This window comes from Nonomuraea sp. NPDC050733, from assembly GCF_040654215.1.
Lineage (GTDB): Bacteria > Actinomycetota > Actinomycetes > Streptosporangiales > Streptosporangiaceae > Nonomuraea.
This window is the reverse complement of record NZ_JBFAHO010000051.1, coordinates 22,019-39,152: the sequence shown is the minus strand read 5'-3', so window position 1 is coordinate 39,152 and position 17,134 is coordinate 22,019. Positions and strand designations below refer to the sequence as shown.

16 protein-coding genes are annotated in these 17,134 nt (G+C 71.8%); 2 read left to right on the top strand and 14 right to left on the bottom strand.

The window, feature by feature from the left end; translation table 11 throughout:
- Position 1: 1 nt before the first annotated feature.
- The 14 genes from AB0H64_RS40535 to AB0H64_RS40470 all read right to left on the bottom strand — a co-directional run bounded on the left by AB0H64_RS40535 (position 2) and on the right by AB0H64_RS40470 (position 15,473).
- A complete protein-coding gene (locus AB0H64_RS40535) occupies positions 2 to 1,552 on the bottom strand; it encodes an FAD-dependent oxidoreductase (protein ID WP_357635987.1) in 1,551 nt (516 codons plus the stop codon).
- Positions 1,536 to 1,826 (bottom strand): (2Fe-2S)-binding protein, encoded by a 291-nt coding sequence (locus AB0H64_RS40530; protein WP_357635984.1) that lies wholly within the window; start codon positions 1,824 to 1,826, stop codon positions 1,536 to 1,538. The genes AB0H64_RS40535 and AB0H64_RS40530 overlap by 17 nt, the downstream gene beginning before the upstream one ends.
- Positions 1,823 to 3,010, bottom strand: a complete 1,188-nt coding sequence (locus tag AB0H64_RS40525; RefSeq protein WP_357635981.1) for an FAD-binding oxidoreductase — start codon at positions 3,008 to 3,010, stop codon at positions 1,823 to 1,825. Before AB0H64_RS40525 ends, AB0H64_RS40530 begins: the two co-directional genes overlap by 4 nt.
- Positions 3,007 to 3,690: a GntR family transcriptional regulator gene (locus tag AB0H64_RS40520; protein WP_310707446.1), complete on the bottom strand. Its 684-nt coding sequence runs from the start codon at positions 3,688 to 3,690 to the stop codon at positions 3,007 to 3,009. The genes AB0H64_RS40525 and AB0H64_RS40520 overlap by 4 nt, the downstream gene beginning before the upstream one ends.
- Positions 3,687 to 4,688: a proline racemase family protein gene (locus tag AB0H64_RS40515; RefSeq protein ID WP_357635978.1), complete on the bottom strand. Its 1,002-nt coding sequence runs from the start codon at positions 4,686 to 4,688 to the stop codon at positions 3,687 to 3,689. The genes AB0H64_RS40520 and AB0H64_RS40515 overlap by 4 nt, the downstream gene beginning before the upstream one ends.
- Positions 4,685 to 5,590 (bottom strand): dihydrodipicolinate synthase family protein, encoded by a 906-nt coding sequence (locus AB0H64_RS40510; RefSeq protein WP_357635975.1) that lies wholly within the window; start codon positions 5,588 to 5,590, stop codon positions 4,685 to 4,687. The genes AB0H64_RS40515 and AB0H64_RS40510 overlap by 4 nt, the downstream gene beginning before the upstream one ends.
- Before the next feature lie 67 nt (positions 5,591 to 5,657).
- Complete coding sequence (locus tag AB0H64_RS40505) at positions 5,658 to 6,992, bottom strand: aminopeptidase P family protein (protein WP_357635972.1); 1,335 nt, start codon at positions 6,990 to 6,992, stop codon at positions 5,658 to 5,660.
- Positions 6,985 to 8,277 carry an alpha/beta fold hydrolase gene (locus tag AB0H64_RS40500; protein WP_357635969.1) on the bottom strand — a complete coding sequence of 431 codons (1,293 nt, stop codon included), beginning with the start codon at positions 8,275 to 8,277 and terminating at the stop codon, positions 6,985 to 6,987. The genes AB0H64_RS40505 and AB0H64_RS40500 overlap by 8 nt, the downstream gene beginning before the upstream one ends.
- Complete coding sequence (locus AB0H64_RS40495; protein ID WP_357635966.1) at positions 8,274 to 9,092, bottom strand: ATP-binding cassette domain-containing protein; 819 nt, start codon at positions 9,090 to 9,092, stop codon at positions 8,274 to 8,276. The genes AB0H64_RS40500 and AB0H64_RS40495 overlap by 4 nt, the downstream gene beginning before the upstream one ends.
- The gene (locus tag AB0H64_RS40490; RefSeq protein WP_357635963.1) at positions 9,089 to 9,889 is read right to left on the bottom strand and encodes an ABC transporter ATP-binding protein; all 801 of its coding nucleotides are present in this window, start codon (positions 9,887 to 9,889) and stop codon (positions 9,089 to 9,091) included. The genes AB0H64_RS40495 and AB0H64_RS40490 overlap by 4 nt, the downstream gene beginning before the upstream one ends.
- Positions 9,886 to 10,875: an ABC transporter permease gene (locus AB0H64_RS40485; protein ID WP_357635960.1), complete on the bottom strand. Its 990-nt coding sequence runs from the start codon at positions 10,873 to 10,875 to the stop codon at positions 9,886 to 9,888. Before AB0H64_RS40485 ends, AB0H64_RS40490 begins: the two co-directional genes overlap by 4 nt.
- Positions 10,875 to 11,831 carry an ABC transporter permease gene (locus AB0H64_RS40480; RefSeq protein ID WP_357635958.1) on the bottom strand — a complete coding sequence of 319 codons (957 nt, stop codon included), beginning with the start codon at positions 11,829 to 11,831 and terminating at the stop codon, positions 10,875 to 10,877. The genes AB0H64_RS40485 and AB0H64_RS40480 overlap by 1 nt, the downstream gene beginning before the upstream one ends.
- A 7-nt stretch (positions 11,832 to 11,838) precedes the next feature.
- Entirely contained in the window at positions 11,839 to 13,521 is a 1,683-nt protein-coding gene (locus AB0H64_RS40475) for an ABC transporter substrate-binding protein (protein ID WP_357635955.1), read from the bottom strand.
- Between the two features lie 56 nt (positions 13,522 to 13,577).
- Positions 13,578 to 15,473 (bottom strand): beta-L-arabinofuranosidase domain-containing protein, encoded by a 1,896-nt coding sequence (locus AB0H64_RS40470; protein WP_357635952.1) that lies wholly within the window; start codon positions 15,471 to 15,473, stop codon positions 13,578 to 13,580.
- A 362-nt stretch (positions 15,474 to 15,835) separates the two neighbouring features.
- Here AB0H64_RS40470 and AB0H64_RS40465 point away from each other — a divergent pair, with 362 nt between their 5' ends.
- Together AB0H64_RS40465 and AB0H64_RS40460 are read left to right on the top strand one after the other, a co-directional pair.
- On the top strand, positions 15,836 to 16,186 hold the full coding sequence (locus AB0H64_RS40465) for a DUF4190 domain-containing protein (protein ID WP_357635950.1): 351 nt from the start codon (positions 15,836 to 15,838) through the stop codon (positions 16,184 to 16,186).
- A gap of 264 nt (positions 16,187 to 16,450) precedes the next feature.
- A complete protein-coding gene (locus AB0H64_RS40460; protein WP_357635947.1) occupies positions 16,451 to 17,104 on the top strand; it encodes a hypothetical protein in 654 nt (217 codons plus the stop codon).
- Positions 17,105 to 17,134 lie beyond the last annotated feature (30 nt).

Genomic DNA, 17,134 nt, shown 5'->3' with positions numbered 1-17,134 from the left:
CTCATCCTCTTTCTTCGGTCGTGTCACTGACGGGCGTGTCGCTGACGGTCGGGCCACTGACGGTCGGGTCACCGACGGCCGGGTCACCGACGGCCGGGGGCCGGTCGAGCGCGGCCAGCTCGCCCAGGGTCACGGGCGCCGCCAGGCTGCGGGTGGACATCGGGCGCAGGTCCTCGGCCGTGGTCTCGCGGCGGCTCAGGCAGGCCGCGACGCCCGCGGTCGCGAAGCCGCACACCCGTCCCTGGCACCAGCCCATGCCGGGCCTGGCCAGCATCTTCAGGGTGCGCGGGTCGTCCGCGCCGAGGTCGTCGTGCGCCCGTCGCAGGTCGCCGTAGGAGACCTCCTCGCAGCGGCAGACGAGCGTCTCCTCCCGCAGCCACTCCGTCCAGGCGCGCGGTACCGGGTACGTCCGGTGCATGGCCGCGGCGAACCGCCGCCCGCGCCCGATCGCCCCGCGCAGCCGGGTCATCACGGCGGGACTGACCGGCCGGCCGAGCGAGCGGGCGACGGCGAGACCGCTCAGGCGGCCCTCCTGCGTGGCCAGCACCGCGCCGCCCACCCCGGTCGCCTCTCCCGCCACGTACACGCCTTCGACGCTGCTGCGCTGGAAGGCGTCCACGGTCACGACGAGGGAGCCGTCGACGTCCTTCCTCGTGCCGGCGCCGAGCATGAGCGCCAGCTCCAGGGACGGGGTGAAGCCCCAGCCGAGGGCGACGAGGTCGGCGGCGACCTCCCTGACGGGGCCGGCCGGGCGGCCGTCCCGGTCGACGCCGGTGAGCCGGACCGCCTCGACCCTGTCCTGCCCGAGGATGCGGCTCACGACGGTCCTGGTGCGGTACGGGATGCGGTGGCGGGCCAGCAGCGCCGCGTACTGCAGCGCCTCGACGGCCTTGCCGGGGACGGAGGCGGCCCCCACGGGGTCGCGCAGCCAGCCGAGCGTGCCGTTGGCCTCGGCGACGGTCACCACGGACGCCCCGGCCTGCGCGAGCCCCGTGGCCACCGGGAGCAGGAACGGACCGGTGCCGGCGACCACGGCCCGGCCGCCCGCGAGCGTGCGATGCCCCTTGAGCAGGGCCTGCACTCCCCCGGCCGTCATCACGCCCGGCAGGTCCCAGCCGGGGACGGGCAGTTGCCGGTCGTATCCCCCCGTGCAGAGGACGAGTGCCCGCGCGACGACCTCACCGGCCCCGTCCGCTCCGGGCTCCCTTCCGGATTCCCCCAGGGCGGCGGACGGCGTGGTGCGGAGGGTGAACGCGCCCGTCTCGTCCCGCGTGACGAGGTAGACCTGGCGGCCGGGCAGGTAGCGGATCCGGCCGGCGGCGCGGAGGGCGTACAGGCGGTCGCGGAGCCTGACGAACAGCGGCCAGCCGTGGTGGCCGGCGCGGTCGCCGGGCCGGGCGTGCCTCTCGTCGTAGTGCCGCCAGAACTGGCCGCCGGGCTGTCCGGCGCCGTCCACGACGGCGACCCGGAGCCCGGCCTCGGCGGCCTCGACGGCGGCGGCGAGCCCCGCCGGACCGGCCCCGACCACGGCGACGTCATGCGTGTCCGTCATGGCCACCTTCCGTGCCGGGCTCGTCATCGTCGGCGGAGTCGCCGAGGCGCATGCCGTCGGCGGCCGGGACGAGGCAGGCGCGGCGGTCGGGGACGCCGTCGACGGTGATCAGGCAGTCGAAGCAGACGCCGATGCCGCAGAACAGGCCGCGCGGCCGGCCCGCCTTACGGGTGACGCGCCAGTCGAGGATGCCGGCCGCGACCAGGGCGGCACCGACGCTCTGACCGGGCTCCGCGGGAACGGCGGCGCCGCGGAAGGTCATCCGGTGGGTCACGGGAGCACTTCTTCCATGTCAGGGAAGCTGTCGGGGAAGCGGTCGGGGGCGAACGGCTTGAGGTCCAGGTCCGGACCTCGCCCCGTGAGGGCCTGGGCGACGAGCTTGCCGGTGCCCGCGGACAGGCCGATGCCGGCGCCCTCGTGGCCACAGGCGTGCCACAGGCCGGGCGCGCGCGGGTCGGGGCCGATGACCGGCAGGTGGTCCGGGCAGTAGGGCCGGAAGCCCAGGTAGGTGCGCATGGCGCGGACCTCGCGCAGCATCGGGAACAGCGCTATCGCCTTGGCGGCCAGGGCGGCGATCGCCTCGACGGACGGCGTGCGGTCGAAGCCGACGCGCTCTCGGGAGGCGCCGATGAGGATCGTGCCGCTGTCGGTGCCCTCCACGACCGGCGAGGTCTGCAGGGCCGCGTCGGAGCTGGCCACGTCGCCCACGTACTCGGCGGCGTAGACCTTGTGCCGGATCGTGCGGGGCGGCATGGGCTGGGTGACCAGCACGAACCCGCGCCGGGGCAGCACCGGCAGGGACACCCCCGCGAGTCCCGCCAGGCCGCCCGCCCACGTGCCCGCCGCGTTGAGCACCGCTCCGGCGGAGATGTCGCCGCCGGTCGTGCGCACACCCGTCACCCGGTCGCCGTCGCGCAGAAAAGCCGTCACCTCGGTACGGGTACGCACCTCCGCGCCGAGCCCCCGGGCCAGCCGGAGCAGATGGGCGACCACCAGCATCGGCTGGACCTGGGCGTCCTGCGGGTAGAAGGCCGCCCCGGCGAGCTCCGGCGACAGGTGCGGCTCGTAGTCGCGCAGCTCGTCCCGCCCGACGTCGCGGACCTCGACGCCGTGCCGACGCTGGTGGGCGCCCAGCTCGCGCAGCGACGCCACGCTCGCCTCCGAGCCCGCGACGACCAGGCCGCCCTTGGCCTCGAACTCCCACAGCCCGGCGTGCCCGGCGAGGTCCTCGCGCCACACCCGCTGCGAGTACAGGGCCAGGTCCAGCTCGGGACCGGCCTCCTTGTCGGAGACGAGCAGGTTGCCCTCTCCGGCGCTGGAGGTCCCTCCGGCGATGGGGCCGCGCTCGACGACGACCACCCGGAGACCGGCGAGCGACGCGAAGTACGCGCCGGCCGCCCCCACCACGCCGGCGCCGACCACGACGAGGTCGGCGCTGCCGGCGCTGCCGGCGCTCATGTCGCCCCCTTGGCGCCACCCGCCCAAAGACCGCGCACGTGGCCGATGTGGCGGTGCATCAGGAGCTCGGCTCCGACGGGGTCGCGGGCCTGGACGAGGTCGAGCAGCTCGTGGTGCTCGGCGGCCGAGCGGGCCAGCCTGCCGCTCTGCAGCAGCGGGGTCAGGCCGAGCAGCCGCGTCTGGGAGCGCAGGTTGGACACGACGTCCACCAGGAACCGGTTGCGGCTGTACCCGAGCAGGGTCAGGTGGAAGACGTGGTCCGCCTCGACGTACCCGACGAGGTCGCCCCCCTCTGCGGCGTCGACGATGGCCTGGGCCAGCCGCCGCAGCTCGGGGAAGTCCTCCTCCGGGATCACGGCCACGCTCTCCCGCACGGCCGGCGGCTCGATCAGCAGCCGTACGGCGGCCAGGTTGTCGAGGTCCTCCTCGGACACCACCGTGACCCGGAAACCCTTGTTGGGCTGCGGGACGACCAGGCCCTCCTTCACCAGGTCCAGCATGGCCTCGCGCACGGGCGTGGCCGAGACGCCGAACTGGGTGCCGAGCGCCGGCGCCGAGTACACGACGCCGGGCTCCAGCTCGCCGGAGATGATGGCGGCGCGCAGGGCGGCCCTGATCCGGTCGCGCAGGTTCTCCCTGGGACCGATCTCGGGCAGCTCCGGGACCGGTGACAGGCTCACAGCAGGAACCCCGCGGGGAACGGGTCGGTGGGGTCCAGGTGGAACTGCGACGTGCCGGTGACCCAGGCGCGGCCGGTGATCGACGGCAGCACCGCGGGGAGCGCGCCCACCGTCGTCTCGCCGAGCAGCCGCCCGGTGAAGCGCGTGCCGATGAAGGACTCGTTCACGAAGTCCTCCCCGATCGCCAGCTCGCCACGGGCGTGGAGCTGCGCCATCCGGGCGCTCGTCCCGGTGCCGCACGGCGAGCGGTCGAACCAGCCGGGGTGGATGGCCATGGCGTGCCTCGACAGCTTGGCGGTCGAGCCGGGCGCCTTGAGGTAGACGTGGTGGCACCCGTTGATGTCGGCGCGTTCGGGGTGGACGGGGCGGTCGTGCTCGTTCACGGCGTCCATGATGGCGAGCCCCGCGGCCAGCAGGTCACCGGCGCGCGAGCGGTCGAAGGGCAGCCCGAGCTCCGCCAGCTCGACGACGGCGTAGAAGTTGCCGCCGAAGGCGAGGTCGTAGCCCACCTCGCCGAAGCCGGGCACCTCGACCTTCTGGTCCAGCGCGTACGAGAACGAGGGAACGTTCTCGATCGTGACCGAGGTCGCCGCACCGTCCTCGACCGCCACGGACGCGACCACGAGCCCGGCGGGCGTGTCGAGCCTGATCGTGGTCACCGGCTCCACCACGGGCACCATCCCGGTCTCCACGAGGACGGTGGCGACGCCGATGGTGCCGTGCCCGCACATCGGCAGCAGCCCGGAGACCTCGATGAACAGCACGCCGTAGTCGGCGTCGGGACGGGTCGGCGGCTGCAGGATCGCGCCGCTCATCGCGGAGTGGCCGCGCGGCTCGTACATGAGCAGCGTGCGGACGTCGTCGCTGTTGTCCATGAACCACTGCCGGCGCTCGGCCATGGTCGCCCCGGGGATGACGCCCACGCCGCCGACGATCACCCGGGTGGGCATGCCCTCGGTGTGGGAGTCGACGGCGTGGAAGGTGCGGCGTGATCTCACTTGTAACCCTTGCGGATGACGGCTTCGGTGTCGGCGGTGATGCGGGCGGTCAGGTCGGGCGAGAGCGGCAGGCGCGGCGGCCGGCAGGCGCCGCCCTTGAGCCCCGCGAGGTCCATCGACAGCTTGATCGACTGGACGAACTCGGTCCGGGAGTCCCAGCGCAGCAGCGGGTGCAGGTCACGGTAGATCCGCGACGCCTCCGCGAGGTCGGCCGGGTCGCCCGAGGTGGCCAGCTTGTAGAGGCGGACCGTGGCCTCGGGAATCATGTTCGGGTAGCCGGCGATCCAGCCTACCGCCCCGGCGATGCCCAGTTCGAGCAGCACGTCGTCGGCGCCGATGAGCAGGTCCAGGCCGGGCGCCAGCTCGGCGATCTGGTACGCCCTGCGGACGTCGCCGGTGAACTCCTTGACCCCGACGATCAGTCCTTCGCCGAACAGCTCGGCGAGCAGGTCGGGGGTCAGGTCCACCTTGGTGTCGATCGGGTTGTTGTAGGCGACGACGGGCAGCCCGGCCTTGGCCACCTCGCGGTAGTGGTGGACCACGGCCTCCCGCTCGGCGCGGTAGGCGTTCGGCGGGAGGAGGAGCACGGACGTGGCTCCGGCCTCGGCCGCCTGCTCGGCCCAGCGGCGGGCCTCCTGCGCGCCGTAGGCGGCGACGCCCGGCATGACGCCGAACCCGGCGGGGGCGGCCTGGACGGCCGTCTCGACGACGCGGGCCCGCTCCTCCGGGGTGAGCGTCTGGTACTCGCCCAGCGACCCGTTGGGGGTGACGCCGTCGCAGCCGCCCGCGGCGAGGAAGCGCACGTGGTCGGCGAACGCGTCGTAGTCGACGGAGAGGTCGTCGTTGAAGGGCAGGGCCGACGCGACGTGGATGCCGCGCCAGGGCGTGGCGGCGGTGGTCATGCTGAGGTCTCCTCTGTCAGGGTGTCCGAGATTACTGGTGCAATGTCACATCGACTTCACGGCTCGACTACACGGCGGCCATCCATTTCTCCAGCCCGGCTGCGTCGAGGGGCAGCGCGGCGGACAGGACCTCGGCGCCCTCGGGGGTCACCAGGAGGTCGTCCTCGATGCGGACGCCTATCCCGCGCAGCTCCGGGGGCACGGTCAGGTCGTGCGCGTGGAAGTACAGCCCCGGCTCCACGGTGAGCACCATGCCGGGCGCCATGACGGCGCCGTGGTAGGACTCCTCGGGCGCCCTGGCGCAGTCGTGCACGTCCAGGCCCAGGTGGTGGCCGATGCCGCACACCAGGTAGCGGCGGTGGTGCTGCCCGGTGTCGGACAGCGCCTCGTCCACCGAGACGGGCAGCAGTCCCCAGTCGGCCAGTCCGTGCGCGATGACCTCCATGGCCGCGTGGTGGAAGTCTGTGAAGCGCCGGCCCGGGCCCACCGCCGCGAGGCCGGCCCGGTGCGCCCGCTCCACCAGGTCGTGCGCCTGCCGCTGGGCCGGGGAGAACGTCCCGGACGCGGGGAACGTCCTCGTCACGTCGGCCGTGTAGTACGCGTGGGTCTCCACGCCCATGTCCAGGAGGACCAGCTCGTCCGGCAGCACCGGGCCGTCGCAGCGCACCCAGTGCAGCGTCGGCGCGTGCCGGCCGCTGCCCACGATCGAGGCGTAGCCGGGGCCGTTGCCGTAGGCGCGGGCGTAACGGTCGAACGTGCCCTGGAGCCACCGCTCGCCGGGCCCGGCCACCGCGGCGGGGATCTCGCGGACGACGGCGGCGAAGCCCTCGACCGTACGGTCCACCGCCTCGCGGAGCTGGCCGATCTCCCAGTCGTCCTTGAACATGCGCAGCTCGGCCAGCGTCCGGCCGACCTCCTCGTCCAGGGGCGCGGCCGGGTCGACGCCGAGCTCGGCCAGCTCGGCCAGCGGCCGGACCGGGACCTCCAGCGCCGCCGCCCAGTCCGCCAGGCCAGGCGCGGCCCCCACCCACAGCTCGCCGTACCTGGCGTCCGTCCAGAACCCGGGCTCGCCCGGGTAGGCGGGCGGCGGCAGGTAGAGGGTGGCGTCGGCGCCGCGCAGCACCACGACGGCGTTCTCGACCGCGCAGCCCGTCAGCCAGAAGAAGTCGCTGTCCGGCCGGAAGTCGTAGGCGGTGTCGTTGCTGCGGATCGGCGCCTCGCCCGCGCCCAGCACGACGGTCCGGCCCGGGAGCGCCTCGGCCAGCCTGGCCCGGTGGGCCGCCGCCGCCCGGGCCGCGCCCGGCACGACCGGCGGGGTCCGGTCGGGCGTGGCCCAGCCGGTGTTCATGTACGCGGTGAACGCGGGGATCTCGGAAAGCTTCGGGGGCCTGCCTTCACGCACCGGTGATCTCTCCTCCCATGTCGCGGATCAGCTCGCCCAGCCGGTCGAAGACGCGGGGGTCGCTGATGCCGTCGTGCTCGTACTCGTTGGTGACCCAGCACCGGGTGTTCCCCACCCGGGAGGCGGTGTCCAGTTGCAGGCCGGCGTCCACGAACATGTCGTCGTGGTAGACGGCGGCGGCGACCGGGACCTCGTTGGCGGCCAGCCGGTCGAGGTCGTACAGCGGGGGCCATTCCTTCCGGGCGGCCAGTGCCTCGACGGCGCCCCGGAACGGGCGCAGCTCGGCGATCTCCTCGAACATCCAGGGGTAGATCATCTCGCCGGTGAACAGCAGCGGCCTGGCCTCCTCGGCGAACTGCGGATGCCGGGCCCGCTCCTCCTGCGCCGCCCACGCGGTCGCGCCAGGGCCGTGGCCGTAGATGCTCTCCTGCAGCGCCGCGAACAGCGGGTTGTCGCTGTAGGAGCTGCGCGCCAGCACCTGGTGCAGGAACACCGCCGACAGCTCGTCCCCGTTGAACGCCTCGTCGAGCAGGTAGTGCATGCGCTCGTAGCCCGGCTTCATGCCGAAGTCGATGCCGAGCGACTGGAGCCGCCGGACCGTGAGCACGTCGCCGTCGGGCAGCAGCACGTCGCCGCCCGCCAGCCGGTCGGCGATGCGGCCCACCTGCTCGACGTGCTGCGGGTAGCGCCGGTAGAACTCCTTGTTCTTCGCCTCGACCCGGGGGTACGTGCGCCGGTAGACCTCGGCCGCCGACGGGTCGAGCCCGGCCAGGCCGCCCGTGACGCGGCACGAGCTGAGCCCCTCCGGCGCCACCGACAGGTACGTCAGCGTGAGGAAGCCGCCGTACGACTGCCCGAGCGTGCTCCAGCGCCGGCCGCCGAAGAACGTCCTGCGCACGTGCTCGTGGTCGGCCACGATCGCGTCGGCGCGGAAGCACGCGAGGAAGTCGGCGCCCTCCTCGGCGGTCACGAACGCGCTCATCCGGCGGCCGTCGATCCGGCTGCTGCGGCCGGTGCCGCGCTGGTCCATCACGATGACCCGGTGCGTCTTCAGCGCCTGGCCGATCCACCCGTCCGTGTTGAGCGGGCGCGGTCCCTTCCCGCCGGGGCCGCCCTGGAGGTAGACCAGGCACGGCAGGTCCTCGCGGGCCCGTCCCGGGTCGACGAGCTCGCGGAAGAAGAGGTCGATCCGGCCGCGCGCCGGGTCGGACCAGTCGAGCGGCACGGGCGTGACGTGGTCGCGCACGAGCATGCCGGGGATGATGTACGTGGCGGTGACGCTCACTGGGCGGCCCTCCTTCTGCGGTCCCATTCGGGGTTGATCCGGGGGATCGCGGCCAGCAACGTTCGGGTGTACTCGTCACGCGGAGACCGGAAGACCTCCTCGCACGGGCCCTCCTCCACGATCTTTCCCTTGTTCATGACGGCCACCCGCTGCGCGAGCTGCCGGACCACGGCCAGGTCGTGGGCGATGAAGATGTAGCTGAACCCGCTCTCCCGCTGCAGCCGCCGCAGCAGCTCGATGACCTGGGCCTGGACGGAGACGTCCAGGGCGGACACGGCCTCGTCGCAGATCACCAGCTTGGGGTTGACGGCCAGCGCCCGCGCGATGCCGATCCGCTGCGCCTGCCCGCCGGAGAACTGGGCGGGGTAGCGCTGCGCGTGGTCGGGGTTGAGGCCGACCCGCTCCATCAGCTCCCTGGTGTACGCGCGGCGGCCGCCCTTCGGGGCGATGCCCTGGTAGTCCAGCGGCGCCATGAGGATGCGCTCGACGGTGTGCCGGGGGTTGAGCGAGGAGAACGGGTCCTGGAAGACGACCTGCACGTCGGCGCGGTAGCGGGCGAGCCGGGCGCCGGTGGCGTGGGTGATGTCCTCGCCGGCGAACTCCAGGGTGCCGGAGGTCGGCTCCATCAGCTTGGCGACGATCCGCGCGCTGGTCGACTTGCCGCACCCGGACTCGCCGACGACGGCGAGGGTCTCCCCGAGCCGCACGTCGAAGCTGACCTCGTCCACCGCGGTGAACTCGTTCCTGCGCCGGTACGGTCCGCGCACCGTGAACCGCTTGGTCAGGTCGCGGGCGCGGAGCAGCACGTCACTCACAGGACCACCTCGTCGTCGATGCGCGGGATGCTCTCCAGCAGCATCCGCGTGTAGTCGTGCCGCGGCGCGGAGAAGACCTGCTCGGCGTCGCCGTACTCGACCTGCTCGCCACGGCACATGACCAGCACGCGGGTGGCGATCGAGCTGATCACGGCCAGGTCGTGGGTGACGAACACCATGCCGGTGCCGGTCTCCTGCTGGAGGCCGGCCAGCAGGCGCAGGATCTGCGCCTGCACGGTCACGTCCAGGGCGGTGGTCGGCTCGTCCGCGATGAGCAGCGCGGGCGAGCAGACCAGCGCCATCGCGATCATGATGCGCTGCCGCTGCCCGCCGGAGAACTGGTGGGGGTAGTAGCCGGCCCGCCGCTCGGGCTCGGGGATGCCCACCTGTGTCAGGGCCTCCACGACGACCTTCCTGGCTGCCCGCTGCGAGCACTTCCTGTGGGCCCGGTACATCTCCTCGATCTGCAGGCCGACCGTGTAGTAGGGGTTCAGGGACGACAGCGGGTCCTGGAAGATCATCGAAGCCTGCTCGCCCCGGATGCGGCGCATCTCCCGGTCCGTACGGCCCAGCAGCTCGACGCCGTCCAGCCGGATGCTGCCCCGCGTGAGGGCCCCGGCCGGCAGCAGGCCCATGACGGCCAGGCTGGTCATCGACTTGCCCGAGCCGGACTCGCCCACGATGCCGACGGTCTCGTTCCGCCCCACCGTGAACGACACGTCCTTGACCACGTCCACGGGGCCGCGCGTGGTCGGGAAGGTCACCGTGAGGTCCTCGACGACGAGCAGCTCGCTCATGACACCCTCACTCTCGGGTCGAGACCGGTGTAGAGCAGGTCGACCACCACGTTGCCGGCCATCACGAAGAACGCGGCCAGGAGGGTGACCGCCATGATCACCGGCTGGTCGTTCTTGGCGATCGAGTCGGCCGCCATCTTGCCGATGCCGTTGAGGCCGAAGACGGTCTCGGTGATCAGCGCGCCGCCCATGAGCGCGGCGAAGTCCATGCCGAAGATGGTGACGATGGGGGTCAGCGCGGGCCGCAGCGCGTGCCGGCGCATGGTGAGCACCGGGCTCATGCCCTTGGACCGGGCGGTGCGCATGAAGTTCTGCGCCAGCGCGTCGATCACGTTCGCCCTGGTCAGGCGGGCGTAGAGGCAGGCGTAACCGGTGGCGAGCACCAGCCACGGCATGAGGTACGACTGGAACCACAGGACCGGGTCGTCCGAGAACGGCACGGCCGAGGGGAACGGCAGGATCTGCAGCTCGACCACGAGGACGTACTGCAGAGTCAGCGCGAGCACGTAGTTGGGGATGCTCGCTCCGCCGAGGGCGAGGCCCATCGCGGCCCGGTCCCACCAGGAGCCCTCCTTGACCGCGCTCAGCAGGCCGGCGGCGATGCCGACGATCAGCCAGAGGACCGCCGCGCCCACCGCGACCGTGGCGCTGACCGGGAGCCGGTCCACGATCATCTGCGTGACCGACTGGCTGCTCTGGAAGGAGTAGCCGAGGCAGGGCGCCGGGCAGTGGATGAGGTTCGCCCCGCTGCCGTAGTCGCGGCCGGCGACGATCCCGCTCACGTAGTCCCAGAACTGCGTGACGAACGGCTGGTCGAGCCCCAGCGAGCTGCGGATCTGCGCGACGCGGTCGGGGGTGCAGGTCTTGCCGCAGATCATCAGCGCCGGGTCCGGCGACAGCTTGAAGAAGATCAGATAGGTGAACAGGCAGACCAGGAAGAGCAGGACGACGAGCCCGGCGATCCGGCCGGCGACGTAGCGGGCCATCAGGACGCCTCCCCCGCGTCGGTGGCGGCACGGACCCGGTCCCCGAGCACGGTCAGCGAGAGCACCGTGAGGAAGAGGAAGAGTCCCGGCACCGCGAAGTACATCGGGTCGGTCGCGTACCAGCTCACCGCGCTGGAGATCATCTGGCCCCACGAGGGGGTCGGCGGGGTGACGCCGACTCCGAGGAACGACAAGCCGGCCTCGGTGCCGATGTAGCCGGGGACGGCCAGGGTCGTCATGACGATGAGGGAGTTGCGGAGGTTCGGGAGGATCTCCTTGAACACGATCGCCCCGGTGGACGCGCCGGAGGCGCGGGCGGCCTCGACGAACTCCCGGTTCACCAGCGTGAGCGTCTGCCCGCGCACCACCCGGGCCAGGTACGGCCACCCGAACACGGTGATCACCGTGACCAGCAGGACCGAGCGGTTGCCCGTCGGCAGGGACGACAGGATCGCGATCATGAAAATCAGCGCGGGGAAGGCCATCAGGAAGTCCATGACCCGCGAGATCGCCTGGTCCACCCAGCCCTGGTAGAAGCCGGCCAGCAGCCCGAACACCACGCCGAGCAGCGTGGTCAGCACGGTCGCCGAGATCGCGATCAGGAACGACACGCGGGCGCCGTAGGCGATGCGGGCCAGGATGTCGCGGCCGTTCTGCGGCTCCACCCCGAGCAGGTGGTCGGCGCTGACACCGCCGAACGAGCCGCGCGGCAGCCCGCCGAGGTTGGTGTCCACGGCGGCGGGATCGAAGTCGTTCGGCCCGTGACCGGTGACGGCGGAGATCAGCGGTGCGCAGATCGCCATCAGCACGACCAGGGCGAGGAACGCCGTGCTGAGGACGGCGCCCCGGTCGCGCAGCAGGGCGCCCGCGATCCGGCGCCCCTCCGTGGCGGGCGCGCTGCCCGCGCCCGCCAGGGGGTCCGCCATCGCGTCGTGCGAGGTTGCGGCGGTGGTCATGGCCGTCCTACTTGCTCGGGTCCTTGAGCCCGACCGAGACCAGGTCGATGCCGGCGGAGTACGAGTCGTTGAGGTAGGCGCCCGCGATGTTCTCGCCGATGACCGTCACGTTCTTCTCGTAGAGCAGGGGCACGATCGGAGCCTTCTCCATGATCTGCTTGTCCAGCTCGCCGTAGGCCGCGTTGGCGGCGTTGACGTCGGTCATCGCGGCGATCTCGTCGATCTTCTTGTTGATGGCATCGTCGTCGATCTGGGCGAGGTTGCTGTTGCCCTTCTCGAAGATGTTGCGGCCGTCGAACAGCGGAGGCAGGAAGGTGGCGCCGGACGACCAGTCCGGGCACCAGCCGGTGAGGGCGGCGTCGTGCTGCCGGGCGGGCGTGCCGATCACCTCGTAGAAGGTGGACGTGTCCATGTTGTTGATCTTGACGTTGATGCCCAGCGGCTTCAGCGACTCCTGGATCGCGACCGCCATGCCCTGCTGGCGCGGCACCGGGCGCACGTCCAGGGTCAGGTCGAAGCCCTTGTCCTGGCCCGCCTCGGCCAGCAGCTGCTTCGCCTTGGCCGGGTCCGTCGGGTACGGGTCGTAGTCCAGCCGGCCGACGATCGTCGGCGGCTGGATCGCGCCGCCCTTGGTGGCCAGCGTCGTGCCGCCGTCGCCCGCGACCACGTTGTCCTTGTTGATCGCGTAGTTGATCGCCTGACGGACCTTCAGGTCGTCGAGCGGCTTCTTGGTGGTGTTCAGGCTCATGTACGTGGTGCAGCCCATGTAGCCCGACAGCGTGCGCGCCTTGTAACGCGGGTCCTGGATGCGGGCCACGGTGGCCGGCTGGATCGCGCCCGCGATCGCGCTGGCGTCGGCGCCCTGCCCGGCGAGCATGCGCTCGTCGATGGTCGCGCCGTCGATCCCGAAGGAGAACTCGAACGCGTCCGGCTTGGCGGCGCGGACCGTGTCCGTCGCGGCCTTCCAGTGCGGGTTGCGCACCAGCTTCAGCTTCGAGCCGCGCTGGTAGCTCTCCACCTTGTACGGACCGGACGCGATCGGCTTGGTGTCGAACGCGGCGGCCGCGCCCGTGCCCTTGGGGAACGGCACGAAGTTGGGCTGCACGAGCGCGCTGGCGAAGTCGGCGAACGGCTTCTTCAGGTGGAAGACGACCGTCTTGGGGTCCGGGGTCTCGATCGTGTCCAGGTCTCCCGAGACGTACGGGCCCTTGTAGTCCTTGGGCGCGTCGATGAGCAGCTTCGCGTAGGGCGAGCCGATGCCGGCCTCCGGGTCCCAGGCGCGCTCGATGCCGAACTTCACCTCCTCGCTGGTGATCGGCTTGCCGTCCTCGAAGAAGATGTCGTCCTTGAGGGTGAACGTCCACGTCTTGTTGCCGTCGGACGGGGTGCCCGTGCTGGTGGCGAGGTCGGGGACCACCTTCGTGCCCGCTGTGCTCGGGCCCGCGCCGAACGTCGTCAGGCCCCGGTAGATGAGCCGGTAGAAGTTGTTGACCCCGCCGTCCCAGCCCCGGGCCGGGTCCAGGTGGGAGAAGTCGGCGGTCTGCAGGACGTGGACGGTGCCGCCGGAGGTGGCGGCCGGAGCCCCGTCACCGGAGGCGGACGCGTTCTTCTCCCCGCCTCCGCCACCACATGCCGAGACTGCCAACGTGGTGAGCATCGCGACGCCGGCGAGCGTGGCCGATCTCCTCATTGTGCCTTCTTTCGAGCTGGCTTTCCGTTTACCGAAGCGACGCCGGGGGGCCGCCGTCACTGTGACCTGATCCACACGCGCATGGCCTCTGGCCTGCGATTTCCCCACAGGAAGTAGGGGACGAGGGCGGCGGGGACGTCCGCCGTCCCGCTGGTGCCGGCGTCCGCGCCGAGCTCGGGGTAGAGCTCCGCGGACGCGGGGATGACGACGCTCGCCGGCACCCGGAGAACGACGGCGCCTGCCGGGTCCTCGGCGATGTTCGCGCTGACAATGTCGGCCGGACGGAGCACGAGGTCGTCCACATCGGCCGGCACGTCCTGCTGCTCGACGCAGTAGACCAGCGGTCCGCGGGCGATGGCCACCGCGCCGCGGGCCGCGTCCACGTACGGGTGCGCCGCGTGCGCGCGTACCGGCATCGGCAGTCCCAGGCGCAGGACGTCGCCCTCCGCCCACCGGCGCTCGACGGTCAGCCAGCCGTCCTCCGCCGTGACCGGCTCGCCGTCCAGCGTCACGCCGCGCGCCCAGGCCGGAATCCGCAGCTTGAGCGCGTACGGGTGCGCCGGGGCCCGCTCGATCGTGACCCGGACGTCGCCGTCCCACGGGTAGGCCGTCTCGACGGTCAGCGCGACGGCGTCCGTCTCGACGCGGGCGTCGGCGTACTGGGCGAGGAAGAGCGCGCCGTCGCGCTCGGCCGCCGCGTAGTCGCCGAGCTGGGCCATCCACCGGACGATGTTCGGCGGGCAGCACGGGCAGCCGAACCACGACCGGCGCAGCTCCTCGCCGCCGGTCTCGGCGCCGCTGCGCTGCTCGTGGTCGGGGCGGCGCTGGAGCGGGTTGTCGTAGAAGAACGCCCTGCCGTCGGCGGACAGGCCCACCGCGTAGGCGTTGTAGAGGACGCGCTCGAACACGTCGAGGTACTTCGCGCCGCCCGTGGCCAGGAACATGCGCCAGCCCCACTGCATCGTGGCGATGGCGGCGCAGGTCTCGCTGTAGGCCCGCTCGGACGGCAGCTCGTACCGGTCGCCGATGGCCTCGTCCGAGTGCCGGCTGCCGAGTCCGCCGGTGATGTACAGCTTGGCGGCGACCATGTCGTCCCAGAGGCGCTCCAGTGCCTCGATGAGCGTCCGGTCGCCCGTCTCGATGAAGACGTCGGCCGCCCCGGCGGCGAGGTAGGCCATCCGCACCGCGTGCCCGGTGACCGACGGCAGCTCGCGGAACGGCAGATGGTCCTGGAAGTACTCCGGCGGGAAGATGCGGTGCTCGAGCTTGCCCCGGCCGCGACGGTCGACGAACAGCCGGGCCTGGGTCAGGTAGTCGCGCTCGCCGGTCTCCCGGTAGAGCTCGACGAGCGCCATCTCCACCTCCGGATGGCCGCACACCGCCTCCTCGCGGCCCTCGCCGAAGCGCCGCACCACCAGGTCCGCGAACCTGACCGCCACGCCGAGCAGCCGGTCGTCGCCCATCCGCCGCGCCGCCGCGACGGCGGCCTGGATGAGGTGGCCCAGGTTGTACAGCTCATGCCCCCAGGCCAGGTCCTCCCACGGCTTCTTGGCGGCGTCCGGGTCCTGGTAGAACGAGTTCAGGTAACCGTCCTCGGCCTGCACCCGCTCCAGCAGGTCCACGACCTCGTCGAAGAACGCCCGCTCACTCTCGCCGGCCTCGCCGCGGCCGATCTCGTACGCGAGCCCTTCGAGGGTCTTGTACAGGTCGGTGTCGAGGAAGGGGTAGCGGCCCCGGTAGGGCGGCGGCGCGTCGTCCGTGAGGAGCCTCCGGAGGTTGTCGACGTTGCCCGCGGCCCGCAGCTGCTCGACGGTGTGCGGGATGGTCGCGCGCCGGTTGCGGTCCTGCCACTGACGGAGCAGCCCCCCGGTGATGCGCACGCCCGCGACGGGGGCGACGGCTCCGGCCCGGGTCCGCACGGCTCCGGCGTGCGGCTCGATCTCCTCAGACATCCATCCGTCTCCTAGTGCTGTGTGGCATTGCACTGCACCCTAGAACTGCGTACGGTCGTCGCCAAGAGGTGAACGGGAAGTTGCACGATTCGTTATAAAACCCCCAGATAGTGATCTACCTGGACGTTTCTCCCCTCGTTGATGGGGGCAGAAGCGACCTGAATCCGGCCCCCGCCGCCGCACACCGCGGCCTCGGGCAAGGTCCCCGCACCCGGGATCGTCCCTCAGAGCAATTGCACATTGCAGAGCTCGGCGAGCTGCTGTTCAACCACTGGAACTGAACCGCCACGGCAGAGCCCTTGATCAGCGAAGGGAACCGGAGGATCCTGGCAGCTCGATCCTCATTCAGGGACGGAGCCGACATGCACTCCCCCTATGAGGGCGGCGACCATCGCCCTCCGCCACACCCGCACCCCACGCAGCCGTCAGCACCCACCTCAGGCATCGCCGTCGCCAGCCTCATCTTCGGCATCATCGGGCTGATCGGCAGCTGGTGCCTTTTCGGCATCCCGTCCATCGTGGCCATCGTCCTCGGCCATGCGGCCGCCAGGAAGACCAAGCAGGGCATCAGGCCCGGCCACGGCATGGCGGTGGCCGGGCTCGTCCTCGGCTACATCGTCGCCGTCCCGGCCTTCCTCATCTCCGCCTTCGTCATCCTCACCAGGCCCGCCATGGTCGCCGACTGGGTGAACACCGTCTTCGACCTGTTCTGAGCCGGGGGCGGTCGGTCGCTTCGCCGACCGCGCAGAGAGGCACGAACTACTTGCAGTACATCCATGTGCCGTCGGTACTGTCCACGTTTGTCGATCTTGTCCGCAAGGTCGGACATGACGATGACGTGCTCCACCGACCGCACCCGTCCGCGCGGGAACGTCTCGCTCCACGCCACCCGACCACCGCGAGGTCCGCCGTGGCGGGGAGACGATCACGCTGGAGACGGTCGTCGTGTCGCCGGCGACGGTGCGACACTTGACCGGATGGACGACGGGCTGGCCGCTGCGGTGCGACGGCTTCAAGAGGCGTTCGCCGGCTACCCGCGGCGGGCGGTGCTCGAAGGGTGCCCGCACTGCCGCGGTTCGGTCGCGGTGGATGAGCATGACCTGTTCTCGCTGACGATCAGCCTGGGGAACACGGTCGGCACCGGCGATGACGTGAAGAGTCTGCTGCCGTTGCTGCTGGAGCGGCTCGCCACCGGACATGAGCTCGTCCCGAGCATGGTCCTGAGCCTGCTGGTCCGGCAGGGCTGGCGGACCTGGCCGACGGCTGAACGGGAGGCCGTCGACGGCTACCTCACGGCGATCTGGCGGTCGCTGTTGGCGGAGTACCCGCCGCGGGTCGGCTCATTATGCGACGCGGCCGAATTCCTCAGCGTGGCCGGCGAGTTCACCGGCAGCACGAGTCTGTTTCTCCGCGACTGGGACACAACCCGCGGACCGGCGGCAGACCGTCACCTCGCCGACCTGGTGACCGGGTGGGCCGGCGGAGCGCGGCTGCCCGCCGCGGTCCTCACCTGGCTGCACAGCGACGTGGTACGAGCCCGCCTGTACGACGCGTTCGAGCGTGATCACGACGCCTCGTGGGCCGACGACCTGGCACGGGCCTACGATCTGCTTTCAGCCGACCTCATCTGAGGTGGGAGGGATACCGGCGATCACCGTAGC